The sequence below is a fragment of the Bacteroidota bacterium genome (genome assembly GCA_013696965.1).
Taxonomy (GTDB): domain Bacteria; phylum Bacteroidota; class Bacteroidia; order JACCXN01; family JACCXN01; genus JACCXN01.
Genome location: JACCXN010000045.1, coordinates 1 through 12,425 on the forward strand (window position 1 = coordinate 1; position 12,425 = coordinate 12,425).

The 12,425-nt window shown below is 32.6% G+C and carries 15 protein-coding genes; 10 read left to right on the forward strand and 5 right to left on the reverse strand.

The window, feature by feature from the left end; translation table 11 throughout:
- The first annotated feature begins 190 nt into the window (after positions 1 to 190).
- The 6 genes from radC to H0V01_07560 all read left to right on the forward strand — a co-directional run bounded on the left by radC (position 191) and on the right by H0V01_07560 (position 5,707).
- On the forward strand, positions 191 to 892 hold the full coding sequence (gene radC, locus H0V01_07535) for a DNA repair protein RadC (protein ID MBA2583220.1): 702 nt from the start codon (positions 191 to 193) through the stop codon (positions 890 to 892).
- Between the two features lie 45 nt (positions 893 to 937).
- Positions 938 to 2,080, forward strand: a complete 1,143-nt coding sequence (gene wecB, locus H0V01_07540; protein ID MBA2583221.1) for a UDP-N-acetylglucosamine 2-epimerase (non-hydrolyzing) — start codon at positions 938 to 940, stop codon at positions 2,078 to 2,080.
- An 8-nt stretch (positions 2,081 to 2,088) separates the two neighbouring features.
- The gene (locus tag H0V01_07545; protein ID MBA2583222.1) at positions 2,089 to 3,399 is read left to right on the forward strand and encodes a hypothetical protein; all 1,311 of its coding nucleotides are present in this window, start codon (positions 2,089 to 2,091) and stop codon (positions 3,397 to 3,399) included.
- Positions 3,396 to 4,307, forward strand: coding sequence for a GNAT family N-acetyltransferase (locus H0V01_07550; GenBank protein ID MBA2583223.1), 912 nt, complete (start codon positions 3,396 to 3,398; stop codon positions 4,305 to 4,307). The genes H0V01_07545 and H0V01_07550 overlap by 4 nt, the downstream gene beginning before the upstream one ends.
- A gap of 63 nt (positions 4,308 to 4,370) precedes the next feature.
- Positions 4,371 to 5,018 (forward strand): uracil phosphoribosyltransferase, encoded by a 648-nt coding sequence (gene upp, locus H0V01_07555; GenBank protein ID MBA2583224.1) that lies wholly within the window; start codon positions 4,371 to 4,373, stop codon positions 5,016 to 5,018.
- Positions 5,015 to 5,707 carry a noncanonical pyrimidine nucleotidase, YjjG family gene (locus H0V01_07560; protein ID MBA2583225.1) on the forward strand — a complete coding sequence of 231 codons (693 nt, stop codon included), beginning with the start codon at positions 5,015 to 5,017 and terminating at the stop codon, positions 5,705 to 5,707. The genes upp and H0V01_07560 overlap by 4 nt, the downstream gene beginning before the upstream one ends.
- A 123-nt stretch (positions 5,708 to 5,830) precedes the next feature.
- Here the strand turns inward: H0V01_07560 and H0V01_07565 are convergent, their stop codons facing one another.
- The 5 genes from H0V01_07565 to H0V01_07585 form a co-directional block, all read right to left on the reverse strand.
- Positions 5,831 to 6,139 (reverse strand): hypothetical protein, encoded by a 309-nt coding sequence (locus H0V01_07565; GenBank protein ID MBA2583226.1) that lies wholly within the window; start codon positions 6,137 to 6,139, stop codon positions 5,831 to 5,833.
- A 95-nt stretch (positions 6,140 to 6,234) separates the two neighbouring features.
- Positions 6,235 to 6,894: a phosphatidylserine decarboxylase family protein gene (locus H0V01_07570; GenBank protein MBA2583227.1), complete on the reverse strand. Its 660-nt coding sequence runs from the start codon at positions 6,892 to 6,894 to the stop codon at positions 6,235 to 6,237.
- 112 nt (positions 6,895 to 7,006) lie between these two features.
- Positions 7,007 to 8,239 carry a Glu/Leu/Phe/Val dehydrogenase gene (locus H0V01_07575; protein ID MBA2583228.1) on the reverse strand — a complete coding sequence of 411 codons (1,233 nt, stop codon included), beginning with the start codon at positions 8,237 to 8,239 and terminating at the stop codon, positions 7,007 to 7,009.
- A gap of 330 nt (positions 8,240 to 8,569) precedes the next feature.
- Entirely contained in the window at positions 8,570 to 9,388 is an 819-nt protein-coding gene (locus H0V01_07580; GenBank protein MBA2583229.1) for a phosphatidate cytidylyltransferase, read from the reverse strand.
- Between the two features lies 1 nt (position 9,389).
- Positions 9,390 to 9,590, reverse strand: a complete 201-nt coding sequence (locus tag H0V01_07585; protein MBA2583230.1) for a DUF2007 domain-containing protein — start codon at positions 9,588 to 9,590, stop codon at positions 9,390 to 9,392.
- A gap of 58 nt (positions 9,591 to 9,648) precedes the next feature.
- Here H0V01_07585 and H0V01_07590 point away from each other — a divergent pair, with 58 nt between their 5' ends.
- The 4 genes from H0V01_07590 to H0V01_07605 are packed head-to-tail and all read left to right on the forward strand — an operon-like array spanning position 9,649 to position 12,287.
- Positions 9,649 to 10,098: an NUDIX domain-containing protein gene (locus H0V01_07590; GenBank protein ID MBA2583231.1), complete on the forward strand. Its 450-nt coding sequence runs from the start codon at positions 9,649 to 9,651 to the stop codon at positions 10,096 to 10,098.
- A 46-nt stretch (positions 10,099 to 10,144) separates the two neighbouring features.
- Positions 10,145 to 10,837: a hypothetical protein gene (locus tag H0V01_07595; protein ID MBA2583232.1), complete on the forward strand. Its 693-nt coding sequence runs from the start codon at positions 10,145 to 10,147 to the stop codon at positions 10,835 to 10,837.
- Positions 10,838 to 10,841: 4 nt separating this feature from the next.
- A complete protein-coding gene (locus tag H0V01_07600) occupies positions 10,842 to 11,717 on the forward strand; it encodes an alpha/beta hydrolase (protein MBA2583233.1) in 876 nt (291 codons plus the stop codon).
- 36 nt (positions 11,718 to 11,753) lie between these two features.
- On the forward strand, positions 11,754 to 12,287 hold the full coding sequence (locus H0V01_07605; protein MBA2583234.1) for a DinB family protein: 534 nt from the start codon (positions 11,754 to 11,756) through the stop codon (positions 12,285 to 12,287).
- Positions 12,288 to 12,425 lie beyond the last annotated feature (138 nt).

Genomic DNA, 12,425 nt, shown 5'->3' on the forward strand with positions numbered 1-12,425 from the left:
TTCAATGCAAAAATAAAAGCTTTTAGGTCTGCTTTTAGAGGAGTTAGAAATGTAAGTTTTTTCTTGTTCAGATTAGCAAATATTTATGCTTAGAAATTTGCAGCCCCCAACTTTTCCGCTTGATCCCTTTTTTATTACTTAAACTTTTTATCTTTATGTTAAGAATTAATAGTATAAAAAATCATAGAAAATGGAAGAATTTGTTTCAAATAGAATACCCATTACTGCCTGGGCAGAAGCAGATAGACCACGGGAAAAACTATTACTTAGAGGTAGGGCCTGCCTTTCTGATGCTGAATTAGTGGCTATTTTAATTGGTTCTGGCAACAAAGAGCTTTCTGCTGTTGAACTGGCCAAGGTAATTCTTCAAAAAACAGGAAATAATTTGAATGAACTTGGAAAATTATCTGTTAAGGAATTAACAAAAACAAAAGGAATAGGTGAGGCCAAGGCAATCTCTATTGTAGCCGCAATGGAACTTGGCAGAAGAAGAAAGGATGAGGAAATTTCTAAAAAAATTAAAGTTACCTCAAGCCAACAAGCCTACAATTACTTTAAACCTATGCTGCTGGATCTTCCCCATGAAGAATTTTGGGTAATTATGTTAAACCGTGCAAATGTTATTATTAAATCAGAAAAAATAAGTCATGGTGGTGTTTCAGGAACAGTTGCTGATGCAAAGCTTATTTTTAATAAATCTTTGGAGGTTCTTGCCAGTTCCGTTATTCTTTGTCACAATCATCCCTCTGGCAACACAAAGCCAAGCGATGCAGATATTAGCCTCACAAAAAGGCTTAAAGAAGCGGGTAAGTTTTTAGAAATCCCGGTTATTGATCATCTTATTTTTACTGATACTGGTTATTTTAGTTTTGCAGACGAGGGGATTTTATAATTTTGTGCCAGGCACTATAATTTTTAATACGTAAATTAATTAATGATTAAAATTATAACTATAATAGGAGCAAGGCCCCAAATAATAAAAGCTGCAGCATTAAGCAGGGCTATTAGCAAGGCTTCCAATAAAATAACTGAAATAATTGTGCATACCGGCCAGCATTACGATCAAAACATGTCTGCTGTTTTTTTTGAGGAGCTTGGTATTCCCCAGCCAAAATACAATTTGAATTCCGGATCAGGCATGCATGGAGAACAAACTGCAAAAATGATTGCAGATATTGAGAGTATATTGATTAAAGAAAAACCTTCTTGTATTGTGCTTTACGGGGATACAAATTCAACACTTGCCGGTGCCATTGCAGCCTCTAAAATATTAGTTCCAGTGGTTCATATTGAAGCTGGCCTGAGGTCTTTTAACAAGAAAATGCCTGAGGAAATAAACAGAATTACCTGCGATCATGTTTCCACATTGCTTTTTTCACCTACCAAAGCAGGAATCAAAAATTTAACTAAAGAAGGTTTTGATCCTAAAAACAATCCTCCTTATACAGTTGACAATCCTGGTGTTTTTCATTGTGGGGACATTATGTATGATAATAGCATTTATTTTTCAATGCGTGCAAATGAAAAAACGAATGTAATAAGTGAAAATAAATTAAAGCCAAACAAGTATATATTGGCAACCATTCACAGGAACAACAATACGGATGAACCTGAAAATTTAAATGCATTGTTTGCTGCTTTAAATACCATTTCAACAAGCAAAAAACAACAGATAATTCTTCCATTGCATCCGCGTACTGCATCCCTGCTTGAAAAACACCTGGATAAAGACCTATATAAAAGCATCAAAAACAATAAAGATTTTAAATTAATATCACCTGTTTCATTTTTGGAAATGATTGCCCTGGAAAAAAACGCTTTACTGGTTATAACTGATTCCGGTGGAGTACAAAAGGAAGCTTACTTTTTCAAAAAACCCTGTATTATATTGCGGGAAGAAACAGAATGGACAGAATTGGTTGAAAATGGTTGTGCTATTTTATCCGGAACTGATACAGAAAAAATAATTAATGCTTACGATTATTTGGTAGAACAAAATAATTTTGAATTTCCTGAAATTTTCGGAGATGGAAATGCAGCTGAATTTATAAGTGAAACATTAATAAGCAATTTTTCATAAACATAAAAATGATACTTATTTATTGCCCAAAAATCACCAACAGGATTCGTTATATTTTCAATTTGATTTTAAAGGATGTTATTGGAGTTGAAGCCATTGAATTTACTACCAATGAGCAAAAATTTGAAAGCTATCAAGGAGTTAAAATAAGTTATCATTCTCATCCAATTTCTGATGAATTGTTTTTTTTATCAAAATCTTTGCTTTTTGAAAACGACATTCGGGATTATGACATTGAAGTATCAGAATGGGAAGGGCATAAAATATTTTTTCAAACCAATAAAACATCGGCCCTTCCTTTTGATCCATTTTCTTCTGCCTTTTTTCTTCTGAGTCGTTATGAAGAATATTTGCCTCATATAAAAGATGATTTTCAACGTTACACAGCTGAGGAAAGCCTTGCATTTCAAAAAGGATTTCTTGAAAAACCTGTAATTAATCATTGGTGCGAAAAAATTAAAATGCTGCTAAAAAGCAAATATCCCCAATTGCATTTTCTTCCAAGAGAATTCAAATTTATTTCTACAATTGATATTGATAATGCCTATGCCTATAAAGAAAAGGGATTTGTGAGAACAATGGCAGGGCTAATAAGAGCAGCATTTAATTTACGAATGGATGAAGTGTTTCAAATTTTAAAAGTGATATCAGGAAACCAACCCGATCCTTTCGATACTTATGATTATCAACTTTCCGTTCAAAAAAAATATAAGCTGGATGTAATTTATTTTATTTTATTGGCAGATTATGGTATAAATGATAAGAATGTACTCGTACAAAGCAGGAAATTCCAATCCTTAATTAAATCCCTTGCGGATTATTCGGAAGTTGGAATTCATCCGGGTTTTAATTCAAATAAAAGCGTTAAGAAATTAAAGGAGGAACTTAACCGTTTAGAAATTATCCTGAATAGGGAGGTGTTTAAAAGCAGGCAACACTTTTTAAAATTAATACTTCCTGAAACCTATAGAGGTTTAATTGATCTTGATATTACCGATGATTATACAATGGGTTATACTTCCAAAATAGGTTTTAGGGCAGGTATATGTTCCTCTTTTAATTTTTATGACCTGGATCTTGATATTGAAACAAAACTTAAAATTCATCCCTTTTCAATTATGGATGCTACATTAAAATATTATATGAAATTAAGGCCAGAAATAGCCATGGATTACATTATCCCGATAATAAATGAGGTGAAAGCTGTAAATGGTACATTCATAAGCATCTGGCACAATGATTCCTTAAGTAACGATAAAAACTGGAAGGGTTGGCAATATGTTTATGAAGAAATGGTTAAATACGCAAGTTCTAAATGATCCATTTCCTTGAACACAATCAAATTGATAAGACAAAATGGAATGAGCTTATTTACAATGCTCATAATGGTTTAATTTACGCTTACTCCTGGTATCTTGATTTGGTTTGTCCTAACTGGGCAGCCTTGGTAAATGAGGATTTCACAACAGTTATGCCCTTACCGAATAATAAAAAATTTGGAATTGATTATTTATTTCCTCCTTTTTTTGTTCAACAGCTAGGGGTATTTTGCTTATCTAATTTTAAATCTCAAGAAGTGGATAGTTTTATTAGGGCTATTCCCGAAAAATACAAATACATTGAAATTCTGTTAAATTCAGAAAATGTTTCCTTAGAGAAAAAAAAAGGCATTAATTTGAATAATAACCTCGAATTACAGCTCCATAGCAACTATGAATTCCACTATAAGGAATTTTCAGAAAATACCCGCCGCTCAATTGTAAAAGCTGCTAAATATAATTTGCAGGAGGTTTATTTGGAATCCCCTGTTCCTATTATTGATTTATTTAGAAAAAACCGTGGAAAAGGGATCAATAATTTAAAAGACAAACATTATGCATTATTCAAAAAATTATGCACTGCTTGTAGTGAAAATGCAAGCATAGAATTAATTGGGATTAAGGAACAGGATCAACTTATTGCCGGAGCGGTATATTTCATAAAAAAAAACAGAGCTATTTTCATTTTTTCTGGCACTTCAAATCAGGCAAAGCAAACAAGAGCTATGTTTTTTTTAATCGATAATTTCATTAAACGAAATGCTGGTTCTGGGATGATATTGGATTTCGAGGGGTCCAACAATGAAAATTTAGCCAGATTTTATAAGGGTTTTGGTGCCTCAGAAAAACCTTATCCTGGCTTGAAAATCAATCGTTTACCCTTGCTGTTGAAAAACTTCAAAAAATGATATTTTATATTGATTTAATAATGTTTAATTTAGAATCAAATTTAATTAAAAGAAAGATTTGTAATGGTTCATATTTTAGGAAAGAATAACTCTATATTTAATCAATTCATTGCAGAATTACGTGATGTAAATGTTCAACAAGATTCCATGCGATTTAGGAGAAACCTTGAAAGAATAGGAGAGATTTTCGCCTACGAAATAAGTAAGTCTCTCTCCTATAAATCCACTGAAATTACTACACCTCTTGGAATTGCCCAGGCAAATCTCGCAACTGATCAGCCTGTAATTGGATCAATTTTGCGTGCGGGCCTTCCTTTGCATCAAGGAATTCTAAATTATTTTGATCGTGCCGAGAATGCATTTGTTTCTGCATACCGTAAACCTCATAAAGACGGGACTTTTGATATACAAGTAGAATATGTTTCAAGCCCTGATCTTACCGACAGAATACTTATTCTTGCTGATCCAATGTTGGCAACTGGAGCATCCATGGTGCTTACATATAAGGCATTATTAATTAAAGGAATTCCAAAGCATACCCACTTTGTTGCCGCCATTGCAAGTGCTGAAGGCCTTGAATATGCAAAACGAAATCTTCCACCAGAAACAACAATCTGGATAGGGGAGGTAGATGATGAACTTACCGCTCAATCCTATATTGTTCCTGGTTTGGGTGATGCCGGGGATCTTGCTTTCGGAACAAAAGTATGAAGTACAAGCATGTTTTTTTTGACCTTGACCTTACACTTTGGGATTTTGATAAAAACTCCACTGAAGCTCTTTTTGAAATTTTCAACGAACTTGAATTAACAAACTCTGGAGTAACTAATTTTGATGAATTTGTTGCTGGATATAAAATCCACAATGAAGCAATGTGGGAGGGATACAGAAAAGGAATAGTAACAAAGGAACAATTAAGAACAGAACGCTTTGATAAAGCATTACTGGATTTTGGCATTCAGGATAAGAAATTAGCACAAAAGATCGGAGATGCCTACCTTGAAAAAAGCCCTTTTAAAACTCATTTGTTACCCTATACCATTGAAGTTCTGGAATACCTGTCACAAAAATATACCCTCCATATTATCACAAATGGTTTTAAAGAGGTTCAATTTTTGAAATTAGAGAATACAGGCATAAGGAAATTTTTTGACCAAGTTATTACTTCCGAATCTGCCGGGTTTAAAAAACCGGACAAAAGGATTTTCCATTATTCCTTATACCGTGCTAAAGCCAAAACCAAACAAAGTATTATGATTGGAGACCATCTTGATATTGATGTAGTTGGAGCCAGAAATGCAGGCCTTGACCAGGTTTATTTTAATCCAGGCTGTAAAGTGCATAAGCAAAAGGTTACTTATGAGGTATCTAGCTTAAAAACATTGATAGAAATTTTTTAGTAATAAAGGTTTTTAAGTATTCCCATTCATTTAAACTTGTTTTTTATTTCCTTTTGTTTTTATTATGCAAAAAAAAAGCTCTTCAGAAATTCTGAAGAGCTTTTTTTGAATTTTTATTAATGCTTATTCAACTGCATCATTAGATCTGATAGTTTCAGTTTTTGTAGCATCAGTCTTTGTAGCATCAGTCTTTGTAGCATCGGTTTTTGTAGCATCCGCTTTTTTTGCGCAGCATGGTTTAGTTGCTCCTTTATCACAACTCTTTGCTTCAGTTTCTGTTTTAGCACATGACTTAGCATCTTTTTTCTTTTTATCTTTTTTTCCTTTTTCTTCGTGAAAGCAAATTGCATTCTCGTTAGATAATACTACTGAAGAAGCAGTTGTTGCTCCGATGTATCCTACAAGTGCTAATGCTAAAAATAAATTTTTCATAAGTTTCTTGGTTTTTGGGTTTAATTATTATTGTACAAATATAACTTTTTTATATTAAATATATAATTCAAAACGAAAATAATAAAATTTAAGTATTAATCTATTGTTCCTAAAATTGTTTCACCACCTTTTACTTTCTGATTTAAAGTAACTTCTATTTTTGCATTTAGTGGAAAAAACACATCCACCCTTGATCCGAATTTAATAAAACCCAGTTCTGTTCCTTGTTTTACTTGTTGTTCAGGTTTGCAGTAATAAACTATTCTCCTTGCAAGAGCTCCTGCAATTTGTCTTATAAGTAGTTCTTTTCCTGATTTTGTTTCAAGAACAATTGAGGATCTCTCATTTTCGGTGGATGATTTTGGATGCCATGCAACCAAGTATTTTCCCGGATGGTATTTTACATATTTAACAACACCGCTTACAGGATAACGGTTGATATGCACATTTACCGGGGACATAAAAACAGAAACCTGAATTCTTTTATCCTGAAAATATTCATTCTCCAAAACCTCTTCAATAACTACAACCTTACCATCTGCAGGACAAATAACTTTTGCATCATCATTTGTAAAGTTTCTTTTAGGGTTTCTGAAAAATTGTAAAACAGTAATCAAAAGGATTGCAGAAATTACATAAATAAAATACCTGAATAAGGTCAAATCATTTAATAAATAATGTGAAATAAAAATCAGAACTGCTATGAAAAGGATAGCAGCAATTAATGTGGGATAACCCTCTTTGTGAAATTTCATGGTTCCAGTTGATAAATTAGCTTGATTAATGCTGAAATTTGGTTAAAGTTAAAAAAAGAAAAACGTAAAGCTTTTAAGCTTTACGTTTTTTGAAAAATAATCTAAATAAGGATTAATAATTACCTCTGTATCGAATTGCTTTTTCTATTTTTTTAAGAGCAGTAATATAAGAACCTGTTCTCATTGAAGTTTTATACTGCTTGGCATTAAACCAAACATTTTCAAAAGCTTGTATCATGTTAATATCATGCTTGGTATTAACTTCTTCCTCTGTCCAGTATATTCCTGAACGGTTTTGAACCCATTCGAAATAAGAAACTGTAACACCTCCAGCATTCGCTAATATATCAGGTACAACTATAATTCCTTTATGGTGAAGAATTTCATCTGCCTCAGCAGTTGTTGGTCCGTTAGCACCCTCTACAATTAATTTTGCTTTAATGTCTTTTGCATTATCCTTAGTAATCTGATTTTGGATTGCTGCAGGTACAAGTACATCAACTGGAAGAGTTAATAATTCTGCATTTGTAATTTCATTTCCACCGTTAAATCCTCTTAATACTCCATTGTTTGCTTGTACATAAGCAATTGCTTTTGAAATATCAATTCCTTTTGGATTGTAAAAAGCAGCTGTATGATCAGAAATTGCTAGAATTTTAATTTTTTGATCCTCAAGTAACCTGGCAGCATGTGAACCTACATTTCCAAAACCCTGAACTGCCGCAGTAGCATGTTTTCTATTCATACCCATCACTTTCATTGCTTCAAGTGTAGTAATCATAACACCTCTACCTGTTGCAGCCTCCCGACCTTTTGACCCACCAAGAGTAATTGGTTTACCTGTAACAACTCCAGGCTCATTAAATCTTTTTACTTTTGAATAAGCATCTACTATCCATGCCATTTCTCTTTTTCCTGTTCCCATATCCGGTGCAGGAATATCTTTGTCAACTCCAAAAACATCAGCCATAGAAATAGCATATGCCCTTGTTAATCTTTCAAGTTCTCCTGTAGACATATGTCTTGGATTACAACGAATACCACCTTTTGCACCTCCATAAGGCAAGTTTGCTACCGCACACTTAAAGCTCATCCAGGCAGCAAGTGCATTTACTTCATCCAAATCAACATCCATAGCATAACGGATACCTCCTTTTGATGGACCTAGAAAAGTAGTATGAATTACACGGTAACCCATAAAAACCTGAATTGTTCCATTGTCCATGGTTACAGGCAAACTTACAAGATTTTGTTTTTCAGCTGATTTCAATATTTTTTGAATATCCTCTGCCAAATCGATTTTTTTTGCTGCAATATCCAATCGTGCCAATACTGCATCAAACATATGTTGGGAAGTATCCGACAATACGTTTACAGCTGTTGCAGATGTTTTTTCATCCAATGTTTTTTTCTGTGCAGTTTTTTTAACTGGCGATACAGCTGGTTTCTTTGCAGATTTTGCAATTGGTGAAGAATTTGTTTTTTTCACAGTTTTTATAACTGGTGAAGAACCTGTTTTAATAACAGGTCGTTTTCTTGCTGGTTTGTTTTTTATAGCCATTTTGAAATGATTTTTAAAAGTGCGCGAATTTAGGAATTATTAATGCTACGCAAAAGCTTTATAAATAAATTAATGTTTTTTTTTTCAAAGTTACCTCCCAGGAATTTAAAATTATCAGTTAATTAGAGTTAAAAAGATCCAAACAAATGGTGCTGAGATAAGAATTGCATCAAACCTATCTAGAATTCCTCCGTGACCTGGAAGTAAATTTCCCGAATCCTTTATACCAACTTGCCTTTTAAACATGGACTCTGTTAAATCCCCTAAATTGCCTGTGATTGCCAGGATAGCTGCCATTATTAACCAATTTCGAACTGAAAGTTCCGTATAAAATAAAGAAAGAACATAGGCAATAGCAAGTGCTAAAATAAATCCACCTGCAGCTCCTTCCCAGGTTTTTTTTGGCGAAATTCTTTCGAATAATTTTCTTTTACCCATGCTTCTACCAGCAAGATATGCGCCCGTGTCATTTGTCCAAATAATTAAAAAATACCCTAATAGTATATTTGAATTAAATATTCCTCCAAATTTTGTTTCAGTATTAATAATTAAGAAAGAGAGTAAAGCAAATGGTACTGCTACGTATATTATACCCATTAAACTTACTGCAATGTTTGCAAGGGGAGTTTTTGATTTTCTATATAATTCAACAATAAACAGTGAAAATGGAACAAAAAGGGCTAATGAAAGAAACTTAAATTCAATTACCTCAAAAAGAGAAAAAGAGCATATTAGTATGAAAACAATTAAGCCAGCAAGTGTTCCAGTGGTTTTCTGAACCTCAAAGCCTGCCTTTGAAGCAATAGAATAAAACTCCTGTAACCCAATAAAAGTTATTATCAAAAACAGGATGAAAAACAATACCGGATGAACTATTATTGCACCTATTAGTACTGCAATAAAAATTGCTCCTGTTATACTTCTTGTCAGCATATTAAAAATCTTTAAGTAACTGCATTGCCTTTAAAACATCAGCAGTATTAACATATAATTCTATTTCACCAAAGGAAAGATAGGACGAATCTTTTTTATTTAATGAAACACTTTGAATATCATTTTTTTTAAGGACAGCTTTAATAAGTTCTGTTTTATGAATGTCATCAGTTTGATAAATTTTTACCCATTCTTTTTCCATTGGCGGTAAAATTAGGATTTTTACTTATTCAATATGGTTTTTTCATACTTTTGCTTAAATGATAAACAAATTTAATGTAAGAGTTTATGGATTATTCATCAATAAAAAGAAAGAGATATTGATTATTGATGAATATAGAAATGGTTTTAAATTCACAAAATTTCCCGGGGGAGGGCTTGAGTTCGGTGAAGGTACTATTGAATGCCTTGAGCGAGAATGCATGGAAGAACTAAACCAGGAAGTTCGAATTCTAAGTCATTTTTATACGACAGATTTTTTTCAACAATCCGCATTCAATAAAAAAGAACAACTAATTAGTATTTATTATTTAATGGACATTGAAGATCCTTATAATTTTAAAATTGCTGAAAAAGAATTTGATTTTAAAGAATTGAAAGAAGGAGCTGAATCTTTTCGTATTAAATCCCTGGAAAAAATACAAACGGATGAGCTCATGTTTCCGATTGATAAAAAGGTTCTGCTAATGCTTAAAGAAAAAATGCTTTAGTTTTTATTTGAAATAATTCTAAAATTTAAAAAAGGTAATAATCAAAATGAAAAATAACAATTTACTAATAAAGTATACAATTGGTATATTTTTAATTTTAATAACCCTTGGTTCCTGCGCACCAACCCGCTTTGTTAAACCTTTGGAAAAAGATCAAAAAGCAGTTGCCTTTAATCTTGGAGGTCCTTTAATTGGTTTTGCAGGCACAACTATTCCAATTCCCTTTACGGCTTTAACATACGGACAAGGATTAAACGCTAAAACAACTGCATTTGGAAGTATTCATACCACTTCGCTTTTATATGGAAACATCCAAAGTGATATAGGTGTATTGAGAGAAATTAAAGCTTATGATACTACAAATGCCTTAATTCCGGGAATATCAATGGTATTGGCAGGGAATTTTATTTATGGCACATTTGAAAAAAAAGCAAAATTATGGCCACAAGGTGATTTGAATTTTTACTGGGACATTAATAAAAAAAGGCATTTCATTTATTTAGGCATATCCAATTGGTTTGAATTTGCCACAAAAAAAGCGCATGAACAAGCTCAAACAAAAAATTGGTTTATTAATCCACATTTTGGAATTAGCGGTCAAGGAAAAAAATGGAACAGTCAATTGGAAATGAAGTATTTGGCACCAGGAATAAGCAATCAAAACATAGTTGTGGATTACGCATCATTTGGAAATACTGGTGCAATTGGAGTTTATTATAGTATTACACGTAAATTTTAGTAAGATGTATAAAAATATATGTATTGCAGCTATTCTTCTTTTTCTAACATCTTGTCTTAGAGTGGATGAAAACCTGTTTAACCCGGATACAACCATAACAGCATATAAAATGGATGAATTTGAGGGTGAAGTCGATTTTATTCTTGATAACAACTATAAAATTCCTGAAAATTTAGTCCATGTATTTACGCTTGATTCTGAAGGGAAAACGATTCATGGCATATATATAGGAGATACTGCTAAAATAAAAACAGATACAGTAATAATGTATTGCCATGGAAATAAATGGCATATGGATTTCTACTGGCAACGTGCAAAACTTTTGGCTCATTCAGGTCATAAAAACAGGTTTGGAGTTCTTATGATTGATTATACAGGATTTGGATTGTCAAAAGGAGATCCCACAGAGCAGGCCTTATATGAGAATACCAGTTCAGCAATTGAATGGTTAAAACTAAAGGGTTTAACAAGTGAACGTCTTGTAATATATGGCTTTAGTCTTGGCTCGGCACCTGCAATCAACCTTACGGCAAATCCTAAAGCCTTAATTCCTGCAAAGCTAATTGTTGAAGCACCTTTTGCCTCCTCTGCTGTTATGGTTCAGGATGCCGCACTTCTTGCAATGCCTGTTTCCTATTTTGTAAATGTTAAAATTAACAATGCCGAGGAAATTAAAAAAGTGAATCAACCTTTCATGTGGATACATGGAACAGATGATGATTTTTTAAGCATTAAAACCCATGGTGAACTGGTATATAGTAACTATTCAGGAAAAAACAGCCAGGCACATCGGATATCAGGTGCAAACCATGGTGATGTGCCTATAGTTTGGGAATTTGAAAATTACTCCAAGGCTATTGCTGAATTCATTGAAAATTGAAAGTGTTTCTGATTAATAATTTTTTTTTAAAGTCGTATGAAAAAATCTCAAATTACAGTAATTCCTGAGTATTTTAATTATTATCTCAGTTTAATTCAAGATGTTGATTTAAACATTTCCCTAGAAAATCATTTGACTGAAATAAATGAAATTGATATTAAGGAATTTGAAGCATTAAAAGATATTGTTTATGCTGCCAATAAGTGGACAGTAAAAGATATTTTGCAACACATAATAGATACAGAAAGGATTATGACATTCAGAGCTTTACTCTTTGCCAGGGGCGATAAAAACACCTTGGCAGGATTTGATGAAAATTCCTTTGCTGTAAATACCACAGTGCAAAATAGAAGTGTAATGGGTTTAATAAATGAATTTGTTCAGGTTAGAAAAAGCACGCTTCTTTTGTTTGAAAATTTTAATGATAAAATGTTAAATGCAACAGGAATGGCAAATGGAAAAGAAATTTCTGTATTAGCAATTGGTTTCATAATATGTGCCCATCAAAAACACCATTTAAATGTAATTAAGGAAAGATACCTTCCTTTACTCATGAAACTCGAAAATTAGGGGATGAATACATTAAGAAACTGTTTTGAATTTAATTTTTAATTCTATTAAGCATTAGTCGAATCATTGCTAATTGTATCATAGTTTCACTTGTATCAGTATGATATTCAAAATCTTTACTTAACCTTCTGTAACTTT

Excerpts from the sequence above, each read along its gene's own strand:
- H0V01_07550 (MBA2583223.1), top strand. The coding sequence starts at position 3,396 with ATGATCCATTTCCTTGAACACAATCAAATTGATAAGACAAAATGGAAT.
- H0V01_07560 (MBA2583225.1), top strand. The coding sequence starts at position 5,015 with ATGAAGTACAAGCATGTTTTTTTTGACCTTGACCTTACACTTTGGGAT.
- upp (MBA2583224.1), top strand. The coding sequence starts at position 4,371 with ATGGTTCATATTTTAGGAAAGAATAACTCTATATTTAATCAATTCATT.
- radC (MBA2583220.1), top strand. The coding sequence starts at position 191 with ATGGAAGAATTTGTTTCAAATAGAATACCCATTACTGCCTGGGCAGAA.
- H0V01_07605 (MBA2583234.1), top strand. The coding sequence starts at position 11,754 with ATGAAAAAATCTCAAATTACAGTAATTCCTGAGTATTTTAATTATTAT.
- H0V01_07590 (MBA2583231.1), top strand. The coding sequence starts at position 9,649 with ATGATAAACAAATTTAATGTAAGAGTTTATGGATTATTCATCAATAAA.
- H0V01_07595 (MBA2583232.1), top strand. The coding sequence starts at position 10,145 with ATGAAAAATAACAATTTACTAATAAAGTATACAATTGGTATATTTTTA.
- H0V01_07565 (MBA2583226.1), bottom strand. The coding sequence starts at position 6,139 with ATGAAAAATTTATTTTTAGCATTAGCACTTGTAGGATACATCGGAGCA.
- H0V01_07600 (MBA2583233.1), top strand. The coding sequence starts at position 10,842 with ATGTATAAAAATATATGTATTGCAGCTATTCTTCTTTTTCTAACATCT.
- H0V01_07570 (MBA2583227.1), bottom strand. The coding sequence starts at position 6,894 with ATGAAATTTCACAAAGAGGGTTATCCCACATTAATTGCTGCTATCCTT.
- H0V01_07580 (MBA2583229.1), bottom strand. The coding sequence starts at position 9,388 with ATGCTGACAAGAAGTATAACAGGAGCAATTTTTATTGCAGTACTAATA.
- H0V01_07585 (MBA2583230.1), bottom strand. The coding sequence starts at position 9,590 with ATGGAAAAAGAATGGGTAAAAATTTATCAAACTGATGACATTCATAAA.
- H0V01_07575 (MBA2583228.1), bottom strand. The coding sequence starts at position 8,239 with ATGTTTGATGCAGTATTGGCACGATTGGATATTGCAGCAAAAAAAATC.
- H0V01_07545 (MBA2583222.1), top strand. The coding sequence starts at position 2,089 with ATGATACTTATTTATTGCCCAAAAATCACCAACAGGATTCGTTATATT.